Annotated in this window: 17 protein-coding genes and 1 tRNA gene; 12 read left to right on the forward strand and 6 right to left on the reverse strand. The window is 54.4% G+C overall.

What is annotated here, in order from left to right; genetic code table 11:
• Positions 1-2: 2 nt before the first annotated feature.
• Complete coding sequence (locus tag SYNCC9902_RS10035; RefSeq protein WP_041425187.1) at positions 3-503, reverse strand: HNH endonuclease; 501 nt, start codon at positions 501-503, stop codon at positions 3-5.
• Between the two features lie 72 nt (positions 504-575).
• On the opposite strand from SYNCC9902_RS10035, the gene alr reads away from it, so the two are divergent.
• Positions 576-1703 carry an alanine racemase gene (gene alr, locus SYNCC9902_RS10040; protein WP_011360737.1) on the forward strand — a complete coding sequence of 376 codons (1128 nt, stop codon included), beginning with the start codon at positions 576-578 and terminating at the stop codon, positions 1701-1703.
• A 38-nt stretch (positions 1704-1741) separates the two neighbouring features.
• Positions 1742-1830, forward strand: a tRNA-Ser gene (locus tag SYNCC9902_RS10045).
• Between the two features lie 54 nt (positions 1831-1884).
• On the opposite strand, the gene SYNCC9902_RS10050 is transcribed toward SYNCC9902_RS10045, so the two are convergent.
• Positions 1885-2778: a serine hydrolase gene (locus tag SYNCC9902_RS10050; protein WP_011360738.1), complete on the reverse strand. Its 894-nt coding sequence runs from the start codon at positions 2776-2778 to the stop codon at positions 1885-1887.
• Between the two features lie 17 nt (positions 2779-2795).
• On the opposite strand from SYNCC9902_RS10050, the gene SYNCC9902_RS10055 reads away from it, so the two are divergent.
• On the forward strand, positions 2796-3524 hold the full coding sequence (locus SYNCC9902_RS10055; protein WP_011360739.1) for a C40 family peptidase: 729 nt from the start codon (positions 2796-2798) through the stop codon (positions 3522-3524).
• Between the two features lie 71 nt (positions 3525-3595).
• Positions 3596-4558, forward strand: coding sequence for a glycosyltransferase family 2 protein (locus SYNCC9902_RS10060; RefSeq protein ID WP_011360740.1), 963 nt, complete (start codon positions 3596-3598; stop codon positions 4556-4558).
• On the opposite strand, the gene SYNCC9902_RS10065 is transcribed toward SYNCC9902_RS10060, so the two are convergent.
• Positions 4516-4980 carry a HEAT repeat domain-containing protein gene (locus tag SYNCC9902_RS10065; RefSeq protein ID WP_011360741.1) on the reverse strand — a complete coding sequence of 155 codons (465 nt, stop codon included), beginning with the start codon at positions 4978-4980 and terminating at the stop codon, positions 4516-4518. The genes SYNCC9902_RS10060 and SYNCC9902_RS10065 overlap by 43 nt on opposite strands.
• A gap of 89 nt (positions 4981-5069) precedes the next feature.
• Between SYNCC9902_RS10065 and SYNCC9902_RS10070 the strand changes: the two genes are divergently transcribed.
• From SYNCC9902_RS10070 to SYNCC9902_RS10080, 3 genes are all read left to right on the forward strand, one after another.
• Entirely contained in the window at positions 5070-5186 is a 117-nt protein-coding gene (locus tag SYNCC9902_RS10070; protein ID WP_009788901.1) for a photosystem I reaction center subunit VIII, read from the forward strand.
• 43 nt (positions 5187-5229) lie between these two features.
• A complete protein-coding gene (locus tag SYNCC9902_RS10075) occupies positions 5230-5721 on the forward strand; it encodes a photosystem I reaction center protein subunit XI (protein WP_009788900.1) in 492 nt (163 codons plus the stop codon).
• A 107-nt stretch (positions 5722-5828) separates the two neighbouring features.
• On the forward strand, positions 5829-8960 hold the full coding sequence (locus SYNCC9902_RS10080; RefSeq protein WP_011360742.1) for an efflux RND transporter permease subunit: 3132 nt from the start codon (positions 5829-5831) through the stop codon (positions 8958-8960).
• 391 nt (positions 8961-9351) lie between these two features.
• On the opposite strand, the gene psaB is transcribed toward SYNCC9902_RS10080, so the two are convergent.
• Together psaB and psaA are read right to left on the reverse strand one after the other, a co-directional pair.
• The gene (gene psaB / locus SYNCC9902_RS10085) at positions 9352-11559 is read right to left on the reverse strand and encodes a photosystem I core protein PsaB (RefSeq protein ID WP_011360743.1); all 2208 of its coding nucleotides are present in this window, start codon (positions 11557-11559) and stop codon (positions 9352-9354) included.
• Positions 11560-11580: 21 nt separating this feature from the next.
• A complete protein-coding gene (psaA, locus tag SYNCC9902_RS10090; RefSeq protein WP_011360744.1) occupies positions 11581-13884 on the reverse strand; it encodes a photosystem I core protein PsaA in 2304 nt (767 codons plus the stop codon).
• Between psaA and SYNCC9902_RS12590 the strand changes: the two genes are divergently transcribed.
• From SYNCC9902_RS12590 to SYNCC9902_RS10115, 5 genes are all read left to right on the forward strand, one after another.
• Entirely contained in the window at positions 13877-14032 is a 156-nt protein-coding gene (locus SYNCC9902_RS12590; RefSeq protein WP_156771122.1) for a hypothetical protein, read from the forward strand. The genes psaA and SYNCC9902_RS12590 overlap by 8 nt on opposite strands.
• A 258-nt stretch (positions 14033-14290) precedes the next feature.
• Positions 14291-15724, forward strand: coding sequence for a hypothetical protein (locus tag SYNCC9902_RS10095; RefSeq protein ID WP_041425188.1), 1434 nt, complete (start codon positions 14291-14293; stop codon positions 15722-15724).
• A 177-nt stretch (positions 15725-15901) separates the two neighbouring features.
• Entirely contained in the window at positions 15902-17521 is a 1620-nt protein-coding gene (gene cobJ / locus SYNCC9902_RS10100; RefSeq protein WP_232179218.1) for a precorrin-3B C(17)-methyltransferase, read from the forward strand.
• 516 nt (positions 17522-18037) lie between these two features.
• Positions 18038-18661 carry a Crp/Fnr family transcriptional regulator gene (locus SYNCC9902_RS10110; protein WP_011360747.1) on the forward strand — a complete coding sequence of 208 codons (624 nt, stop codon included), beginning with the start codon at positions 18038-18040 and terminating at the stop codon, positions 18659-18661.
• Positions 18662-19025: 364 nt separating this feature from the next.
• The gene (locus SYNCC9902_RS10115; protein WP_011360748.1) at positions 19026-20600 is read left to right on the forward strand and encodes an iron uptake porin; all 1575 of its coding nucleotides are present in this window, start codon (positions 19026-19028) and stop codon (positions 20598-20600) included.
• Positions 20601-20809: 209 nt separating this feature from the next.
• Here SYNCC9902_RS10115 and SYNCC9902_RS10120 read toward each other — a convergent pair whose 3' ends face one another.
• The gene (locus tag SYNCC9902_RS10120; protein WP_083756844.1) at positions 20810-21103 is read right to left on the reverse strand and encodes a hypothetical protein; all 294 of its coding nucleotides are present in this window, start codon (positions 21101-21103) and stop codon (positions 20810-20812) included.
• Positions 21104-21117: the final 14 nt, after the last annotated feature.

The following is a 21117-nucleotide window of genomic DNA, read 5'->3' on the forward strand; positions in this document are numbered from 1 at the left end:
AATTAGGCCCCAATGACATATTTGGCCCACTCGCCGTGATGTCCGGCATGTATTTGGCGTGTCGCTTCAAAACTCAGGCTGCTCAATGGACGACGGGGCACACGCTTCAAGGGCATCTCAGCCTCCCCAGGCGTGCGATTTCCCTTGCGGACGTTGCAACTGAGACATGCCGTTGTGATGTTGTCCCAGTCATCGGGGCCCCCTCGACTCCGCGGAATCACATGGTCGATCGACAGCGGCTCACCTGAACAGCCGCAGTACTGACAACTGTGGTTATCGCGATAGAACACATTGCGACGGGTCAGAGGAACCTGTCGGAAAGGAACCCGGACGTATTGACGCAATCGAATCACCGTAGGGAGGTGCGTACCCCTTCGAATTTCGCGACTTTCATCCTGTTCGAGACTCTCCGCTTTTCCCTTCAGCATCATCACCATGGCTCTCCGCCAGGTCGTGATGTTGAGCGGCTCGTAGGACGCATTGAGAACGAGAACCTGGCCCATGCCAGCTCCCTGAATAAACGTCATGCTATTGGGCACACCACGTTTGTCTCGGTAGCCCCGAGCACAGTTGTCATGTCGGATCAAAATCCACGCCAGCGTGCCTGGGTGGAGGTATCACCGGCAGCGATTAAGGCCAATGCGAGCGCGTTGTGCCAGCACTTGACCCCGGGTACTGAACTCATGGCCGTGGTGAAGGCCGACGGCTACGGCCATGGGGCTGTCTCCGTGGCCAACGCAGCCCTTGATGGAGGAGCTGCCAGTCTTGGCGTCGCCACGCTGCAGGAAGGATTAGAGCTCAGACGTGCAGGCCTCAAAGCCCCAATCCTTCTCCTCAGCAATCTCTGCGACCCCGAAGACTTGCGGACCTGCCTGGAGTGGCAGCTCATGCCAACCCTCAGCAGCCTTGCTGACGCCAAGCTTTGCCATGCCCTGGCAGAAGACAGCGGTCGACGCTTCAAGGTTCAGCTCAAAATTGACACGGGCATGAGCAGGCTTGGGTGCGCACTCGACGATGGTGCAGAAACCACTCAAGCCATCCAACACCTCAAAAACTTAGAGCTGAAGGGGATTTACAGCCATCTGGCCTGCGCAGATGATCGCAGTACCACCGTGACGCAACAGCAGCGGCAACGCTTCCAGTCCGTGATCGAGACCCTCCCCCAAAGAGGCGTTGGGCTCTGCCGTCATCTCGCCAACTCGGCGGGAACCTTGTTGGAACCGAACTTGCATTACGACCTAGTAAGGGTGGGACTGGCCCTGTACGGCCATGCACCCGCCGATCATTTGAGGGATATCGTGCCCTTGCGATCCGCACTATCGGTGCGCGCCAAGGTGACTCTGATCCGCGAGATCAAAGCCGGTACTGGCGTGAGCTACGGGCATCAGTACATCAGCCCCAATGCCAGACGCCTTGCTGTCGTCGCCATCGGCTATGCCGACGGTGTTTTGCGATCCCTCAGTGGGCAGATCGATGTGCTCCATCGAGACAAACGGCTCCCACAAGTGGGCGCGATCACCATGGATCAGCTCTTGATCGATGCAACCGACGCAACCGACCTTCATCCCGGCAGCATCGTGACCCTTCTGGGACGAGATCAAAGCGTTGAAATCACCCCGCAGAGCTGGAGTGACCGCTGCCAGTCGATCCCTTGGGAAATTCTCTGCGGGTTCAAACATCGGCTGCCCCGCGTTGAGGTCTGACCAATTGCCCAGCACTTGATAGGATCAACCTGCCCCCTGGAGAGGTGGCTGAGTGGTTGAAAGCGGCTCCCTGCTAAGGAGTTACAGGCGGCAACGCTTGTCGAGGGTTCGAATCCCTCCCTCTCCGTTCCAAGAGTGATTCAAGAGGTCTAAGGACCTCCCAAGTCCTCACGCCAGTCCTTCAGCCCGCAAAAGCAGACAAGGCCCTCGCCAGTGCTGGGAGTAGCTGCTCGTCTTTGGCATGGTCTGGCCCTGAACTGAACGCCACAAGCAACATCGGTGGTTGATCCGGCAGCTGCCACCAGGCCGCATCGTGGCGAGCTTGACTCATCCAACCCGCCTTACTCCAGAGCGTCACTCCCTCAGGAAGGCCTTCACCCAAAAATCCATCCACCTGATTCTCCGGATCAGCACGACGCTGATCCGGATCGAGGGAGCGCTGCAACAAAGCACGCAGGCGACGGCACGCAGGGGGAGACACCACTGCTCCTGTCATGACCGCCTCCAGCATGCGAGCAGTTCCCGCAGTCGTCAGGGCATTGCGATTGGCGTTGTCGTTTCCATAGAACGCTTTTTCGCGTCCAAAGGGCCCATCGCCCCAGGTTTTCTGGCAACAGTTCACCAGTTCCAGCTCAGGCCACACGAGAGTGTCTAGCCATTCATTCACCAAATGCCGCTGTCTCTGCCACATCAGCCAATGCTCCCCATGGAGCATTGGCCCACTGGTGGTGCCAGTAAGTAAATCCAAGACCAAGCCAGTGGCATCGTTACTGGAATCAGCGATCATTTCCCGCAGGGCCCGTTCCAATTCATCGCTATCGGGGATGAGATCGCGCTGCAACCATTGCTCCGCCGCGACGGCGTAAAACAACTTCACCACGCTGGCGGGATAGATGGGCTTCTGATGATTCCAAGACACACCCATTCCATCACCGGCCTCTGGATTCGCATCCGAGTAACGAATCCAGGTCAAACCCAAGCTGTTGCGGAGTCCTGGGCGACCTTCCGCGTCCAGTTCATCCAGCACGGATTCCAGGCATAAAGCCATGGCGGGATCGAAACGGTAGAACGCCATAGCAAGAGCAACTGGCCATGGCGACGTTAGGCACTCTTTTGGCTCCGGACTTGCTGGCGACACAGAGCTGTTGGCGCCTGCGATCAAACGTGAATGGTTATTCCCGTGCCACCGGCCATGGATTAACAACCCAGGCCAATCAAGGCAGGAGCTTTCGCATCCTCAAGGTTGTGGGTTCACGGCTTCAGGTGATGCTTCTCGACGATGGATACCAGTGCTGGATTGATCAGGATGCCGTCATCGGCAAGGCAGAGCTGCGAGGAGCGTGGAAACCGAGGCTGCTGACAGCAGCCGAGATTGAACGACGCATTCCAAACGTCTTGGCCTGGAGCGAGCGCGTCGAACAACAGCCCAATTCCTATCTATGGGGTGGCACAACAGAGCCAGACATGGACTGTTCAGGACTGATGCAAATGGCTTTTGCGAGCCAAAACATCTGGATTCCACGCGACGCCTATCAACAAGAGCAGTTCTGCCAGCCCATTGCCGTGACGCCTGGAGCATGCCACTTGCTTCGACCGGGAGATCTCATTTTTTTCGGTAGCCGTCAGCGATGCACCCATGTGGGGCTCCATCTCGGCAATGGCCGCTACCGCCATAGCTCTGGGGAAGAGCATGGCCGCAATGGCATAGGTATCGACAGCCTTCAACCCCAGGACAACCACCCAGTGGCATGCCACTACAGAGCCGAACTTCGGGGTGCTGGACGGGTTGTGCGCTGCCATGACGGCCAAGCTTTGGCTTAAAACCACCACGGATCCCCACAAAATCCAAGGAAGTCGCCGATTAAGTTGAAATCTCCAGCAAGGAAACCGGCATGAGTGCACCCCTAGACCTATCGGTGGTGGTGCCCCTCTACAACGAAGAGGAAAGCCTGCCTCACCTCGTAGAGCAACTGCTGGCGGCGCTCCGTCCAAGCGGCGAACGCTTCGAACTTGTCCTGGTGAATGACGGCTCCAGTGACCGAACTGCCGAGGTGCTCGAGCGCTTAAGCCGAGACATCCCTGAGCTCGTCGGGGTGCTGCTTCGTAAAAACTACGGACAAACCGCTGCCATGGCCGCTGGCTTTGATGTGGCTCAGGGCGAAGTGATCGTGAGCCTGGACGGCGACCTTCAGAACGATCCAGCCGACATCCCGATGCTGCTGGCCAAACTGCGTGAGGGATACGACCTCGTCAGCGGTTGGAGGCACCAACGCCAGGATGCTGCACTGCAACGCAAGCTTCCCTCCAAGATCGCCAACCGTCTGATCGGTCGTGTGACGGGGGTCCGCCTTCACGACTACGGCTGTTCACTCAAGGCCTACAAACGTGACGTGCTCTCCGACATGCGTCTCTACGGAGAACTGCACAGATTTTTGCCAGCCCTGGCCTTCATCGAGGGTGCTCGCATCACGGAAGTGAAGGTGAACCACCGGGCCCGTCAGTTCGGCAGCAGCAAGTACGGCATCGACCGCACCTTCCGCGTGCTGATGGACCTGCTCACGGTGTGGTTCATGAAGCGTTTCCTAACCCGACCGATGTACGTCTTTGGTTTCGGTGGGCTCATTGCCATCCTTTTGAGCCTCGTGGCCAGCAGCTACCTCCTGGCGGTGAAACTCATGGGGGGTGATATCGCGAACCGGCCTTTACTCACTCTTGCTGTGGTTCTTGGGCTGGCGGGGATCCAACTGTTCTGCTTTGGGCTCCTTGGCGAACTACAAATCAGGACGTATCACGAAAGTCAGGATCGACCGATCTATCGCATCCGTGAAACGTTGCGAGGCGGACGAGATGCCTGAACAACCTTGCGATGTGGTGAAGAGCGGAACGGTTCGATCGCCAGAGCCGCTGCTTCCACCACCCGCGGGTCAGAGTCATGCAAGGCACGACGCAACAACGGAAGGACAGATCGATGCCCCCAACATGCGGCCTGACGCACGGCCAAAAGCCGTTCCTCTGGGCCTGCATTCATGCCAAAACGCAAGGCTTGTTGAAGGCTGATCGTCTCTTGAACGGTGACTGGAGGCGTCCAATTGGACAAATCATCGTCTTTCGTTTTTGAGCGCTGCTCGGCTTCGATGACCAATTCAAGTTGCGTGCGATTGAGCTGAGCAATGGCGCTGGCGTCAGTGCTGGACAGCATTGGCTTGACTGGCTTCCGTTGCAGCCAAAGAAAAACCGCGAGCAAACCAACAGCACCAGGGAGGAGAACGTTCTGCATTTGGATTGACTTTTATGTCGCCGTAACGGCTAAAGAGAGGCCGTTAGATCGGTGATCTATACAGTAAACGCGAAGCTTTTGGCCTCGACATGACTGGAGAATTCGCTGCTGCCTGGCTGCCTGCGATTTTCGTGCCCATGACCGGAATCGTTTTTCCCGCAGTGTTCATCGTCCTCGTTGGTCGCGTGATCACCGCTGCCGAGTGACCGCAGGCTGCGGATCGCCCCAAACCCTCAGCATTCGTTTTCAATGACTGTGACTCCTGCTTCTGATCCCTGTGTTGGCAACCTCGCCACACCGGTTAATAGCGGCTATTTCATCAAAGGCCTGATCAACAACCTGCCCTTGTACCGCGAAGGAATTTCACCAAATTTCCGCGGCCTCGAAACAGGTGCTGCTTTTGGTTATTTGCTCTACGGCCCCTTCACAATCTGTGGCCCGCTGCGGGCTACGGAGTTCCAAGACACCGCCGGTGTCTTGGCGGCCATTGGAGCCGTTCATATCCTCACCCTGCTGTTCCTGCTCTACAACCAGCCCGGGAAACAGCCCCACATTCCACCCTCCGACGTCACAGTCAACAATCCCCCGTCTGATCTGTTCACCCGTACGGGTTGGGCAGACTTCACCAGCGGTTTTTGGCTAGGCGGATGCGGTGGAGCTGTCTTTGCATGGTTCCTGTGCAGCACGGTTCATGTTCAAGACTTGTTCAACATCGCTGCTGGCGTTTGGAGTGTTGGCTAAACCCACACGTCTCTAAAACGATTCATCGATTCACCCCCCTGAAATGCACCTGATGCTTTTCGGGGGGTTTTCATTGCAAGGTCCTCTCCATTTCTGAATCGTCCCGGATGCGGTCGATCTCTCAGCCCTTCCTTCGGCGCCCCGTTTTCACGGTGGTGTGCAGCCTGCTCATTCTTTTGGCTGGGCTGACCTCCATGGTGGGACTTGGACTCGAGGATCTTCCTCAACTTGCGCCGACAAGGGTGAGCGTGAGTGCAAGCTTCCCAGCGGCCTCCCCAGACGTCGTTGAGCAAAGCGTTACGGCTGTCTTGGAGCAGCAGCTCAACGGTCTTGAAGGGGTTGAAAGCATCAGCTCCACCAGCCGTCAAGGCGGAGCAAGTATCAGCCTGCGGTTCAGCGCGGGGGATCCCGAACTCAATGCGATCAAGGTTCAAAACGAAGTAAACCTGGCGACACGCCGCTTACCAACAGCGGTTGGTCGGCAAGGCCTACAGGTTCGACGCTCATCGAACGACCTACTGATGATCCTCGGATTTAGTCATCCGACTGATCAATACGTACCAACATTCCTCACGGGATGGCTTGATCAATCGCTGAGAGAATCTCTCCTCACCACGCCAGGGGTAGGGGATGTCGTTGTGTTTGGTGGGAGTGAGCTGTCCTTTCGGATTTGGTTAGACCCCCAGCGATTGGAGCAAGCGAAGCTCACCGTCACGGACGTGACTCAGGCACTCGCAGAACAAAACGTCCTCGCAGCGATTGGAAGCATTGGTGCCTCACCCGCACCAACTGGACAACTCATCAGCCTGCCCGTTGAAGCAGAAGGACGTCTTCGCAGCCAAGACGACTTTGAGAATCTCGTCCTACGTCGATTCGACAACGGAGGACTACTCCGACTCAAAGATGTCGGCCGGGTGGTGCTGGGACAGAAAAGCTATGGCCGCACCGCCACGAACCTCCAGGGGGAACGTTCAGTTGCCGTCGGTCTTTATCAGCGGGACGGAGCCAACGCTCTGCAGGTGAGTCGATCGATCAAGGATCAACTCCAACAATTGGAATCGAACTTTCCACCGGGCGTTGAACTGTCGCTGATCGTCGACGTGGCTGACACGGTTCAAGACAACCTCGACCGCACGCTCGGCACCTTGCGCGACGCCGTGATTCTGGTGTTGCTCGTCCTGGTGTTGTTCCTTGGACGTTGGCGGTTAGCCATGATTCCAGGGATCGCCGTTCCGGTTGCTTTGGTCGGCAGCCTGATTGTTGTCCGACTGAGCGGATCGGAGCTGAATAGTTTGATCCTGTTCGGCCTCGTGCTGGCCACTGGCATCGTGGTCGACGACGCGATTGTCGTCACGGAAGACATCGCAAGCCGCATCGAACGTGGTGAAGCCCCGCAGCAAGCCGCAGAAAATGCCATGGCCGAGCTTGCCGGCGCAGTGGTCGCAACGTCACTCGTTCTGGCAGCCGTTTTTATTCCAGTGCTTCTCATTCCAGGATCCGTTGGCCGGTTGTACCAACCAATCGCCTTAGCCATTAGCGGGGCCATTTTGTTCTCCACCGTCAACGCACTGTCATTCACACCAATGGCAACAGCCAGAGTTCTGGGGACATGGAGCGGAGGACTCCCAAACCCGATTCAACGCTTTAGCGCGGGTTTACAACGCGGAATGACGCGCCTGCAAACGCTGTATGAACGACTTTTAAGGCAGTGGTTGAAGCGCAGCCAACTTCTCGCTGTGCTCCTCACGATCGGCTTGATCGGCACCTCTGCAGGTTTAGCCACGATTCCGACGTCGTTCATTCCCAATGAAGATCAAGGTCAACTCCGTGGCTACTTCACGCTTCCCGAGGGAGCGAGCCTGGAACGCACGGCGAAGGTGATGGACCAAATCCGAACCATCGTTGCCAAAGATCCCCTCATCAGAACCGGCAACTTTTACGCAGGAAATTCATTTGGAGAAAGCGGCGAAGACCGTGGATCCTTCTATCTGCGTTTAGCCCCCATCCAGGAGCGAAACCAGCCAAACCAAAGCAGTGCAGCGATTCAACGTCGCCTTTCGCGAGCGATCCGAAGCCAAATCCCGTCCGCACGTGTGATCGTGACCACCCCTCCCACCGTTCGCGGGTTTAACAGCGAATCGGGCTTGGTGGTGGAGTTGTTAGATCGCAGCGGTGGACAACTCAGTCTTCCGGAATTTGAAGCGGTCGCTCAACGATTCATCGCGACAGCGCAAGCCGGTGGTCAATTTGAAAGGATTGGCACGCGATTTGATGCGTCATCGCCACGCTGGCGACTTGAACTTGACCGCGACCAAACCGCAGCCCTTGATCTGGACTATGGGGCCACATTGCGCGAAATCGGCACCGCCATCGGGGGCCGCTACGTGAACGACACCTATGAAGGAGGGCGTGTTCGAAGTATTTACGTTCAATTAGAAGGGGACGAACGCAATAGCCCAGCAGATCTCACAAACTTGATGGTGCGGAATCGCCAAGGAGAGATGATTTCGGTTGCATCCATTGCTCAATTAATCCGTGAGGAAGGTGCCAACAGCATTAGCCATTACGGCCTGAATCGTGCCATTCGAATTACTGCTGTACCGAAACGAACAATCAGCAGTGGCCAAGCCATTCAAATGCTGGAACGCACGGGCGATCAGATCGGAGGAAACAATATTGGCCTGGCGTTTACTGGCTTGGCAAAAGAGGAACAGAAAGCACGAAGTGTCACCTGGCTGCTATTCAGTTTAGGAGTGTTGGTTGTGTATCTACTACTGGCAGGACTTTACGAGAGCTTCATTGATCCATTCATAATTTTGCTCACAGTACCGATAGCACTCATGGGGGCACTGATTGGATTAAAGCTCAGGGGGTTGCCACTTGATGTCTACGGGCAAATGGGCTTCTTGGTTCTGATTAGCTTGGCTGCAAAAAATGGTATTTTGATCGTCGAATTTGCCAATCAAAGACTTTCGCAGGGGCTCAAATTAGGCGACGCAATCCTGAGTGCAGCGGTCAATAGAATGCGCCCAATTGTACTGACAGCCGTTACATCACTTGCTGGATTCTTACCACTATTATTTGCCAGTGGCACGGGCTCAGCAAGCAGAATCAGCATTGGAACAGTGGTTTTTAGCGGTTTACTTACATCGACCCTTCTATCTCTTTTTGCGATACCCGCGCTATATCTGCATCTAAAAAAAAGAACTGGAACGCCATCTTCATCTCCTCAAGACTGACCTACCAACGATCAACACAATGGCCTCGGCGAGACACTCCTGATCATTGACCTTGCAGGAAAAGCGGCAACTAATCTACTCAGGTATTAAAAATCAGCTCCACCATCACTGGAGACTTTAGGAGAACAATAATATTCAACCTCAAAAAATAATCACCTCAGCGGCCAATAGAATGCAAAAGTGCAGAGATTCGTTAATTTGATGCATAAACAAGGGTGCGAGGCGTCCGCATCAAGACTCAATCAGGCGAGCATGGTTTCAATAATGACCAGGCACATCTGAGAAATCAGCTCATCACTATGGCGATGCAAACAAAAAGCCCCGTCCGATAAATCGGACGGGGCAGTAATCGAGGAACGACTCGTGAATCAGACCGTTGAACTGATATAAATCAACCGAACTTGCCTGAGGTCGAGGCTATGAGGAAGGCCGCGTAGGTGAGTACGTAACCAACCGAGAAGTGAGCAAGACCCACAACCCTTGCCTGGACAATCGAGAGAGCCACAGGCTTATCACGCCAACCCATCATGTTGGCGATAGGGCTGCGCTGATGAGCCCAAACGATGGTCTCAATCAGTTCCTGCCAATAACCTCTCCAGGAAATCAGGAACATGAAACCTGTCGCCCATACCAGGTGACCGAACAGGAACATCCAAGACCAAACGGCCAGGTTGTTGCTGCCAAACGGGTTATACCCGTTGATCAACTGGGAGGAATTCAGCCACAGGTAGTCGCGGAACCAACCCATGAGATAGGTGCTGGATTCGTTGAACTGGGCAACGTTGCCAGACCAAATCGCAAGGTGCTTCCAATGCCAGTAGAAGGTGAGCCAACCCACCGTGTTCAAAGCCCAGAACACCGCGAGGTAGAACGCATCCCAAGCTGAGATGTCGCAGGTACCGCCACGGCCAGGGCCATCACAAGGGAAGGAATAGCCGAAATCCTTCTTGTCGGGCATCAGCTTGGAACCACGGGCATCCAACGCACCCTTCACAAGGATGAGGGTTGTGGTGTGGAGTCCAAGAGCGATGGCGTGGTGCACAAGGAAGTCACCAGGACCAATCGGCAGGAACACATCGGTGTTGCCGTTGATTGCGCCCATCCAACCGTCCATGTAAGCGGCATTGGCATTGGCAGCCGCGCCTCCAGCATTGGAGAGCAGCACATCAAAGCCATAGATCGCTTTACCCGAGGCAGCTTGAACAAACTGAGCAAACACAGGCTCCACCAGGATCTGCTTCTCAGGCGTACCGAAGGCAACAACAACGTCGTTATGGACGTAGAGGCCCAAGGTATGGAACCCGAGGAAGAGAGACACCCAGCTCAAGTGACTAATGATCGCTTCCTTGTGCTCGAGCATCCGAGCCAGGACGTTGTCCTTATTGGCTTCGGGGTCGTAATCACGAATGAAGAAGATCGCACCGTGAGCGAAGGCACCACACATCAAAGCGATGGCGATGTACTGGTGGTGGGTGTAAAGCGCTGCCGAGGTTGTGTAGTCCTTCGCGATGAAGGCATACGACGGCATCGCATACATGTGCTGCGCCACCAAGCTGGTCACCACGCCGAGTGAGGCGAGGGCCAAGCCCAACTGGAAGTGAAGGCTGTTGTTGATGGTGTCGTACAGGCCTTTATGGCCAGCCCCCAAATCCCCAGGAGTGCCCTTGGGAGGATTGTGGGTTTCGAGGATCTCCTTAATGGAGTGACCAATACCGAAGTTGGTCCGGTACATGTGACCGGCAATCACGAACAAACAACCGATCGCCAAATGGTGATGGGCAATGTCCGTGAGCCAAAGAGCCTCTGTTTGGGGGTGAAAACCACCCAAGAAGGTCAAAATCGCAGTACCAGATCCTTCTGTACTCCCGAACACCTGATTCATGGAATCGGGGTTCTGGGCGTACACGCCCCAGTTGCCGGTGAAGAAAGGGCCAAGTCCTGCGGGATGAGGCATCACGCTGAGGAAATTGTCCCAACCGACGTGCTGACCACGGGACTCAGGGATCGCCACGTGAACCAGGTGACCGGTCCAAGCGATGGAGCTGAATCCAAAGAGAACAGCGAGGTGATGGTTCAAACGCGACTCAGCGTTTTTGAACCAAGCAAGAGAAGGACGGAACTTGGGTTGCAGATGCAACCAACCAGCGAACAGGGCCCAAGCCGACAGGATCATCATGAAGATGGATCCTTGATACAGCTCGGCATTCGTGGTCATGCCGATTGTGTAAAACCAGTGATAAAGGCCTGAGTAGGCAATGTTCACTGGGGAGGAAGCACCAGCTTGGGTAAAGGCGTCAATGGCGCCTTGACCAAAGTGGGGATCCCAAATTGCGTGAGCGATGGGGCGCACGTGCAGAGGGTCGGCGACCCACTGCTCGAAGTTGCCCTGCCAGGCGATGTGGAACAGGTTTCCCGAAACCCACAGGCCGATGATCGCGAGATGGCCGAAATGTGTGGAGAAGAGCTTTTGATAAAGCCGCTCCTCCGTCATTCCGTCATGGCTCTCGAAGTCGTGAGCCGTGGCGATCCCGTACCAAATACGGCGGGTTGTCGGGTCCTGGGCCAGACCCTGGCTGAACGAAGGAAATTTCGTTGCCATAGAGGGGGAGGTCAGGTGAGGTCAGCCGACCACAAGAATGTGGGCGTGGAAGAAAGCCCAAGTGGTCGCAATACCACCCAAGAGGTAGTGGGCAACACCCACTGCACGGCCTTGGATGATTGAAAGCGCACGGGGCTGGATGGCAGGAGCCACCTTCAACTTGTTGTGGGCCCAAACAATGGACTCAATCAACTCCTGCCAATAGCCGCGGCCACTGAACAGGAACATCAGGCTGAACGCCCAGATGAAGTGAGCACCTAGGAACATGATTCCGTAGGCACTGGTGGAGGATCCATAGCTGTTGATCACCTGCACGGCCTGAGCCCAGAGGTAATCACGCAGCCAACCATTAATGGTGATGGCGCTCTGCGCAAAGTTTCCGTTGGTGATGTGCGCAACAGAACCATCCGCATTCACCGTCCCCCAAATATCGCTTTGCATCTTCCATGAGAAGTGGAAAATAACAATCGACAGGGAGTTGTACATCCAGAACAGGCCAAGGAACACGTGGTCCCAAGCCGACACCTGACATGTACCGCCACGGCCAGGGCCGTCGCAGGAGAAGCGGAAGCCGAGGTTCGCCTTATCTGGAATCAGACGGGAACTACGGGCATACAGAACACCCTTCAGCAGGATCAACACCGTCACGTGAATCGTGAAGGCATGGATGTGGTGCACCATGAAATCAGCGGTGCCCAATGGCATTGGAGCAGCCGCGACTTTTCCGCCGACAGCGACAACAGAACCGTTGAACACTTCACTCACGCCAGCCAAAGCGTTGGGAGCAGTGCTACCCGCCGCGGCCGCGTGTGCGTTTTGAATCCACTGAGCAAAGATCGGCTGAATTGAAATCGCCTGATCGCTGAACATGTCCTGGGGACGCCCCAGGGCACGCATGGTGTCGTTGTGGATATAGAGGCCGAAGCTGTGGGCTCCGAGCCAGATGCACACCCAGTTGAGGTGGCTGATGATCGCATCGCGAGCCTTGAGAACACGATCGAGCACGTTGTCGATGTGTTTCGCAGGGTCGTAATCACGAACCATGGCGATAGCGGCGTGAGCCGCGCCACCAACAATCAAGAAGCCACCAATCCAGATGTGATGGGTGAACAAACCGATTTGAGTTGGGTAATCAACCGCCATATACGCGTAAGGAGGCATCGCGTACATGTGCTGAGCAACGATGATGCTCAACGAACCCAGCATTGCCAGGTTCACGGCCAATTGGGCATGCCAGGAAGTGGTCATGAACTCATAGAGCCCATCGTGACCATTGGGTGCGGGGAACAGGAGGGGATCGCCCTTCTGACCTTCGTGGATCTCCTTGATGGAGTGACCAATGCCCCAGTTGGTCCGGTACATATGACCGGCAACAATGAACAAGACAGCGATCGCCACGTGGTGGTGAGCGATGTCGGTCATCCAAAGGCTTCCGGTCACAGGGTTCAAACCACCTTTAAAGGTGAGGAAGTCCCCGTAAGCCGCCCAGTTACCTGAGAAGAAAGCGGAAATACCAGACCCAATGCCTGGATAAAGCTGTGCCAATAAGTCCTGATTAAAGAACTCATGGGGAAGAGGGATGTCTGCCGCCGAAGCGATGGTGGTGCCGTTTAAAACCAGCGGTTCGCCGGCATCAATGGCATCCATCAACTTGGTGACGGGGAGGGACACATGAATCAAGTGTCCAGCCCATGACAGAGAGCCAAGACCCAGCAAACCTGCCAGGTGGTGGTTGAGCATGGACTCAACGTTCTGGAACCACTCCAGCTTTGGAGCTGACTTGTGGTAATGGAAAACTCCAGCGTTGAGCATGAGTCCGGCCATCACCAACGCACCGATGGCCAAAGCCATGAGCTGGGTTTCGCTGGTGATGCCCCATCCACGCCAAACGTGGAAGAGACCTGAGGTGATCTGAATGCCGTTAAATCCGGCACCCATGTCACCGTTCAGGATTTCCTGGCCAAAGATCGGCCACACCACCTGAGCACTTGGCTTCACGTGGGTGGGATCAGCTAGCCAACCGGAATAGTTGGAGAAGCGAGCGCCGTGGAAGAAGGCGCCGCTCAGCCAGATGAAAATGACGGCCAAATGGCCGAAATGAGCTGAGAAGATTCGCCGAGAGACCTCTTGAAGGTCACTCGTATGAGCGTCGAAATCGTGAGCGTTGGCGTGAAGGTTCCAAACCCAGGTTGTGGTTTTGGGACCCTTTGCGAGGGCTCGGTCGAAATGTCCGGGCTTGCCGAACAATTCAAAGGTTGCAGGATTGTCAACCTTTTCGACCTGGCTCTTCGCGTCACTCCCACGTTCAGGTGGGCTGATGGTCATCGAGTCGTTCCTCGAGGGACGGGATCGAGGTGGTGGGCCACCCCTCCGACGAACCGAAGCTCGTCGGGGCCCCGAACACAGCTCCGCAAGGGAGCCATGGCCGGGCGTCAATGCTTTAAAGGAAGCCGAAACCCCTTTACTGCACTGAAGCTAGGGCCCCAAAAGAGGGGACCGCTGAAAAAAGCATAGGGGCGGACGATGACCATTCCGCCACATGAGTTACAAAGGTTCAATCCTGCTGTTAAGCAGTCAGCAACAGGACTCTGCAGAACCCCAACAACCAAGCAAAATCGAAAAAAAGAAGGGATTGTTTTACACAATTCAGACCAATTAATCGGCCTGTTTAACAACAACTCTTTTCAATGGCGTCCCACCCGTCAAAATGAACTCATTGCACTGACACGCCATGTCACGCCCGGGCCTAATGCCATTTATGGGGTTGCTGATGGCGATGCTGCTCATCACAGGCATGCCAGTCGCAGGTTTAGCCCTGCCCACTTGGATGCTTGGAAAGGACAGTCGTCAGGAAACGCCCCTGGCAAGCCAGGTTCCATCGGGACGATTGCAAGAAGTTGCCCCCCCTGGAGCGGTGCAACAACTGCGCGAAAACCTGCAGCGTTATCAACCGAATCTGCGTCTCATTAGCCCAACTGACGACAGCGAGATCAACGCCGACAGCATCGATCTCGTCCTGGAAGTGAAGGACTGGCCTGTGAGCCGAGATCTAGAACTCGGTCTTGGCCCCCATGTCGTCGTGCAAATTGACAATCAACCGCCACGTCAACTGGACGAACTCGATGGCAATCGTGTGCATGTGCAACTGGACGACCTCTCCCCAGGCAGCCATCGGTTCAGCGCTTGGACGGCATATCCCTGGGGAGAAGCAGTAAAAACGCCTGGCGCCAACCTTCAAGGACGATTCCATCTCTGGCAACGCATCGAAGGGACCCAGCCAAAAGACGACGCGCCATGGATTGTTCCCGTGACAAGTTCGGCCAGTCCAGCCCTACAACCATTGCTCTTGGACTGGATCATTTGGAATGCTCCCCTCCAAAACCTGCGTGATGGGGACGGTCGGTGGCGATTGCGGATCAGCGTGGATGGGGACAGTTTTTTAGTGGATCACCAAGAAGCGCTTTGGCTGAAGGGGAGTTCCTCCAGCCGTGGGAATTTGGTGCAGATGGAGCTGCTCAATGGAGTCGGAGAGCCGATCACGCCTGAATTCAACAATCAGCTCATCCATCAATCAGGCCGAAGAACGGGAACCCCACCGTGGATGAAAGCTCAACTCACGCAGGAGGAACTCACACGGCTCAGCGGAGCGCCACGCATTCCCTCCGCAGACCTGGTGCCAGAGGCAAAGGCAAAACCAGAACCAATAGAGGAGAGAGAAACAAAACCAAAAGCCCAGCCAGTTGTCACGGCAGAGAACCTGACTGAATCACCCGATGAAGGTGAGGTCACAGCTTCGCCCAAGCCCGAGGCATCGCCGGAGGCCGCACAAGTGGAAGATTCAGACAAGGGAGTCAGTGATCTCATGGGATCTGAGCCCGAACCGAAACTGAATGCTGATGCGTTGGGCGATGAACAAGACAGCACAGACGACTCGGACGACTCCACCTTCGAAGAAGCAGCTGACGATGTCAGCAAGGACAACAGTGACGACCTCGCACCCCCAGCCGAGCCAATCGCCTTGGACGACCAAGGTCCACTCCCGAAGAGCGAAAAACCATCCATGCCTGTTCCTTCAGCATCGGAAGAGCGCGTCATACCAACCAGTCGCCTGGGAGGATCAGCACGGGAGTTGCTGAATGACGACGGCAGCTTGCGCAAGCCCTGAACAAATCCTGAAGCCCTGACTACCTCCTCAGATTTCAACTTCGCGGGTTTTGGCCTGTCCTCCAGCAGCGACGCTCTCTTACAACGACTCGCTGATCAAGGCCTCGTCCAACGCGTCATTTCGCATGATGCCGATCTGAAGTCTGAACTTGCCCATCAATGGCAACCAGGCCAAGGAGTGCTTGTGGTGGGAGCGATCGGAGCCGTAACGCGGTTAATTGCCCCCCTGATACGAGGAAAGAGCATCGACCCTGCGGTGTTGGTGCTTGATCCCAAAGGGGACTACGTGATCCCACTGCTTGGTAGCCATAGCAGTGGGACCGATCAACGCGCGCTGGAAATAGCCGCGAAAATAGGAGGAACGGCTGTGATCACAGGCGCTTGCTCCCACGAGCAACGCATTCCAATCGACTGTTTTGGAGAAGGCTGGGGTTGGCGCCGCAGCGGAACGGTGGAAGCTTGGCGGCAATTGATGAAAGATCAAGCCAACAAAAAGGTCTTACAGGTCAGACAAACCAGCGGTCCACAACATTGGCTGAAAACTTCTGTGCGATCCAGGGTCGATCTCGTTGAAACAGGTCATTGCGACCTTTCCATCGGCCCCCAACAACACAGCAGTTGCTCGTGGCATCCGCCGACCCTTTGGATTGGCGTGGGCTGCGAACGCAACACGAGCAAAAGCCTCATCCATCGAGCGATCGGCCAATCCCTCAATGACGCGGGATTCGCAATCGAAGCGATTGCCGGATTAGCAACTGCGGATCGCAAGGCAGATGAGCCAGCACTACTCGATCTTTGCCATGACTACGACTGGCCATTACGCACTTACAAGGCTGAACAATTAGCAGTCATTCCTGTTCCAACTCCGTCTGAAGCGGTGCAGAGGGAGATGGGCACAGCATCCGTGGCCGAAGCAGCGGCTCTTCTAACAGCTGGGGACAGCGGAACCCTTCATCAGAGCAAACGCATTCACCATGCGCAAGAGTCGGAGCAAGGAGCCGTCACGATTGCCATCGCGGAGAGTGCGGTGCCAATGGCCCCGCATCGCGGGGAGCTTCACCTCATTGGGAGTGGTCCTGGAGATCCGGCTTTGATGAGTGGTGATGCCACCAGCGCATTGAGACGCTGCACAGCCTGGGTGGGATACGAGCTGTATCTCAACTTGCTGGAACCCCTACGACGGCCAAATCAAATTCGATTCGATGGGCAACTCACCAAGGAGTGGGATCGATGTTCGCAAGCACTCGAACTGGCAAGCCAAGGAGCAAAAGTTGCTCTGATCTCCTCAGGAGACAGTGGGATTTACGGCATGGCAGGTCTCGCCCTCGAACTCTGGCTCCAAAAACCAGAGGCCGCTAGGCCTCATTTCCAAGTGCATCCAGGCATTTCGGCACTGCAACTCGCGGCGGCAAAGATCGGCGCGCCACTAATGCACGACTTCTGCACGATCAGCCTCAGCGATCGACTCACGCCATGGGACGTGATTGAACGACGGATCCAAGGCGCAGGGCTAGGAGATTTCGTCATTGCTCTCTACAACCCAAGGTCGAAAGGAAGGGACTGGCAATTCGCAAGGGCAACGGAGATCTTGCTTGAACATCGAGAACGTTCAACCCCTGTGGCGATCGCTCGGCAGCTCGGCCGAGACAACGAAGAGATTCGACTTACCACTCTTGGCGAGGTCAACCCAGAGCAGATCGACATGCTCACAGTTGTATTGGTCGGAAACAGCAGCAGTTACAGCAAGGATGGACGAATGGTGACCCCCAGAGGATATCCAGGCGCCGAACTCAGCTAAGCGGCAAAAACAATTCCAGCGAAGGAGAAGCAACAAATATCACGAGCATCTGCAAGATTTAAAAGACTAGGAAACTCAGCGAAAGCAATGATTGAAATCAAGTATAAATAACCAATGAAAATCTCAGAGCATGAACGATCTTTTGCAAGAATTAACCATTTAACAGGGATTAGAAATTGGTGCCTCAGCAGGATATCGATGCATTCTCTGGCCGGAGATCACGAGACCGCCCAGGCACTAACAAATGAGCACATGGAGCTACTTAAACAAGTCGATTCGTCACAGGTGTTATGGATAACTGGCAAGACGATTGATCTCTAGAGCTTGAGGCAAAACGAAACGACTCATATCTAACCCAGCAGAACGTCGAAACAACAATCACAAAAAGCAAAGGGAAAGCAAATCGTGATATAACCATCCAGGACGACATCAATTAGCAAAGACATTAATGGCACAAGGAAGAACAAATCCATGCTCTTATGGCACTTTGCTGCGTATCAATTGCTACAAGCGTGAATGGCAATAAGCACAAACGAAAATGAACGCAAGGGGCCGCTCAAGCCATGCTCACTACAAGCAGGGCAGAGGCTCATACTCACCAAGCCAATTCACAACTGGCCAACAACAATCGTTGCCACGCAAGGAATAATCCGATTATCGACCGTTGAAAATGAAAGCCATCCAGAAATCACAGTGGCGCTTATGTCGTCGTTAGACGACTGCAAGTTCTGCCATCCCGGCTCAGAGAATCTACAAATCGAAGCCATAACAGACTGCATCATCAAGATCAACAATGAACAAAAAGTCCATGCTGCTAACGATGACTTTCTCCAGGAATGGATTTTTAGACTGTATACAGTAAGACATCCGATCAAGTCAGAAGATCGGCTTAAGTCTTTACTCCAGCTTTTAATTATCAGGCTTGGCAAACGAACGCCAGAAGGTTACAAGCTTCAATTTTTACTATCTCATTCTCGACTCGCAGAGATGATTGGTACGACAAGGTCAACAGTGAGCCGGTCGCTCGGAGCACTTAAGGACAAGGGAATTATTTCAATCGATGAAATGAAAGAAGAACTCGTCGTCAGAGATTCAGAACTAATCCCGACCACAGCGACAAGAGTTACCCTTCCACTTTGAACATTTTGACTTTTTGCAACCTTTTTTTTTGCTCACCTTGCCCAGATTATTTTTAGGATTCGTAGAGGCATTCATTCAGCCAGCAACTCCTACTGCTGTTCTCGACACCTAAGTTACAAGACCCTGGCCTTCGGATAAAAATGGGTTGCAAACAAATGAAAGAAAAGCACTTCAGGATGAATCAATCGGCACATCCATCACGGTGTCCGCGGGAATAGCGAGCCTTGGGAGCGCTAAAACGGAACCCGAAGAGCGATCAAATGAAACATTGGATTAAGGGGTTTTGTTACGTCGAATACCTTCTGAACAAATCAAAATGAATGAGCCCAAGAATTTGGGCATTTCCTGTGTGAGGAACCATTCAATGAAGCTTTTCCAGCAAATGCTGGTGGCTCCTGCCGCCCTGGGCCTTCTGGCCTCCGGCGCCAATGCCGCCGAGCTCAACATCAACGGCGTTTCTGACTACGCGGCTTCTGCCGACCAAGTCACCAGCGTTACCCAATTCTCCGACGTTTACCCAACTGACTGGGCCTATCAGGCGCTCAGCAACTTGGTTGAGCAGTACGGCTGCGTCGCTGGTTACCCCAACGGCACCTTCCGCGGCAACCGGGCGATGACCCGTTACGAGGCTGCAGCACTGCTGAACGCATGTCTCGACCGCGTCACTGAAGTGACCGACGAACTGCGTCGCCTTCTCAAAGAATTCGAAACCGAACTCGCCATCCTCCGCGGACGCGTTGACGGCCTCGAAGCTCGTGTTGGCGAACTGGAAGCAACCCAGTTCTCCACCACCACCAAGCTGCAAGGCAAAGCCGATTTCTTCCTTGGCGCTGTCAAATACGAAGACCGCAATAAGTGCAACAACAAGGGCGGTGATTGCAACAGCGACGGCACCAACATGTCGTACCGCTACACACTCAACCTGAACACATCCTTCACCGGCAAGGATCGCTTGTATACCCGTCTGCGCGCGGGCAACATGGCAAACGTCTGGACACAAACAGACTCCTACCTGGCTGACGCCAAGAAAGGGGATAACACCCTGAAAATTGACAAGCTCTGGTATACATTCCCGATCGGTTCTGAGTTCACAGCCACCATTGGTGCGCTGGTTGAGAACTACTACATGATCGAGACACCGACTCGCTACAAGCCCATCCTCAAAGCATTCAAGCTTGGTGGATACGGTTCTGTCTTAGGTGCAAGCACAGGCCAAGGCTTCGGTCTGCAGTGGCGTCAAGACGTTGATCCAGGCGAAGCAGCTTTAAACATCGCTGCTAACTACGTGGCCGACGGCGGCGACGGTGCCAAGAGCGACCCTAAAGAAGGCATGTTCGGTGAAAACACCGATGCTTACTTCTTAAGCCAAGTGGGCTACGGAAATCGCCAGTGGCATGTTTCAGCACTTTATTCGCTGAAAAATGCCGGCCAGCACTGTGCCGTAGAAAACGCCAGAGGCCGATGCATTGAAACCAGCAGCGGTGCAAAAGCTGCCATGGGTTATTCAACGCCCTTAGCTAAGGATCTTGGCCATCCGATGCACGCCATCGGTCTTCGTGGCTATTGGCAGCCCGAAGATTCTGGCTTCATTCCCACCATCAGTGCAGGTGTCGACTTCGGTTATGCCGAAGGTGAATACCGCGGCAATGCCGAAGCTCTGAAGGGCTGGATGGTTGGCCTCAACTGGAACGATGCATTCATCGAGGGCAACAAACTGGGACTGGGCTTCGGCTCTTACTCCAGCTACGCCACTGATGCCAAAGACGTATCGACCGGTGATGAAGCCAACTTCGCCATTGAGGGTTACTACGACTTCGCAGTCAGCGACAACATCACCATTACTCCTGCGATCTTCTGGGTTGACAACGCTTACGGCGAAGCTCAAATCAGCGGCCAGAACAAATTTGGTGGTCTTGTAAAAACCACTTTCAAATTCTAGTTTAACGACTAGTTCTTGATTGATTTAACTCATAATCAAAGCGCCCTTTAGGGCGCTTTTTTATTGGAAATAAGAATAACAGGGCAACGATGAGTTACAAGCAGGCAAAGAATCGCAAGCAATTAAAAAGAGCTGGCACAAAAAAAGCGCCTAAAAGGCGCTTTTAGCATTAGTTGATTCCATAACCAGCAGAACCAACAATTAAAAAACTACCAACAGTTTTCACCTTCGCCAATAGGCACACAAACATCTTCGGCCATCGCTTTTTTCTTCAAGGCCTTGGCATCTGAATCAGGGATACTCTTTTCATCCACCGCCTGATCAGTCGACCATTCCTGGAGACCGCCAGCAGATTGCGCCTGAACAGCGATACCTGAGGTGGCAGAAGCAACAAGCAACGATGTGGCGGCTAAAAACAGAGATACAGGTGAAGTCTTTGGCATGTTCAGCAGGTAAAAAACTATTATGAAAAAGGAGGGGAGACAAAAGACAACATCAGACACTTCACCAAGTAACA

The organism is Synechococcus sp. CC9902 (genome assembly GCF_000012505.1).
Classification (GTDB): domain Bacteria; phylum Cyanobacteriota; class Cyanobacteriia; order PCC-6307; family Cyanobiaceae; genus Parasynechococcus.

Coding starts and splice junctions, on each gene's coding strand:
- SYNCC9902_RS10035 (WP_041425187.1), bottom strand. CDS start 503: ATGGGCCAGGTTCTCGTTCTCAATGCGTCCTACGAGCCGCTCAACATC.
- alr (WP_011360737.1), top strand. CDS start 576: ATGTCGGATCAAAATCCACGCCAGCGTGCCTGGGTGGAGGTATCACCG.
- SYNCC9902_RS10050 (WP_011360738.1), bottom strand. CDS start 2,778: ATGGCGTTCTACCGTTTCGATCCCGCCATGGCTTTATGCCTGGAATCC.
- SYNCC9902_RS10055 (WP_011360739.1), top strand. CDS start 2,796: ATGGCGACGTTAGGCACTCTTTTGGCTCCGGACTTGCTGGCGACACAG.
- SYNCC9902_RS10060 (WP_011360740.1), top strand. CDS start 3,596: ATGAGTGCACCCCTAGACCTATCGGTGGTGGTGCCCCTCTACAACGAA.
- SYNCC9902_RS10065 (WP_011360741.1), bottom strand. CDS start 4,980: ATGCAGAACGTTCTCCTCCCTGGTGCTGTTGGTTTGCTCGCGGTTTTT.
- SYNCC9902_RS10070 (WP_009788901.1), top strand. CDS start 5,070: ATGACTGGAGAATTCGCTGCTGCCTGGCTGCCTGCGATTTTCGTGCCC.
- SYNCC9902_RS10075 (WP_009788900.1), top strand. CDS start 5,230: ATGACTGTGACTCCTGCTTCTGATCCCTGTGTTGGCAACCTCGCCACA.
- SYNCC9902_RS10080 (WP_011360742.1), top strand. CDS start 5,829: ATGCGGTCGATCTCTCAGCCCTTCCTTCGGCGCCCCGTTTTCACGGTG.
- psaB (WP_011360743.1), bottom strand. CDS start 11,559: ATGGCAACGAAATTTCCTTCGTTCAGCCAGGGTCTGGCCCAGGACCCG.
- SYNCC9902_RS12590 (WP_156771122.1), top strand. CDS start 13,877: ATGGTCATCGAGTCGTTCCTCGAGGGACGGGATCGAGGTGGTGGGCCA.
- psaA (WP_011360744.1), bottom strand. CDS start 13,884: ATGACCATCAGCCCACCTGAACGTGGGAGTGACGCGAAGAGCCAGGTC.
- SYNCC9902_RS10095 (WP_041425188.1), top strand. CDS start 14,291: ATGTCACGCCCGGGCCTAATGCCATTTATGGGGTTGCTGATGGCGATG.
- SYNCC9902_RS10110 (WP_011360747.1), top strand. CDS start 18,038: ATGGCAATAAGCACAAACGAAAATGAACGCAAGGGGCCGCTCAAGCCA.
- SYNCC9902_RS10115 (WP_011360748.1), top strand. CDS start 19,026: ATGAAGCTTTTCCAGCAAATGCTGGTGGCTCCTGCCGCCCTGGGCCTT.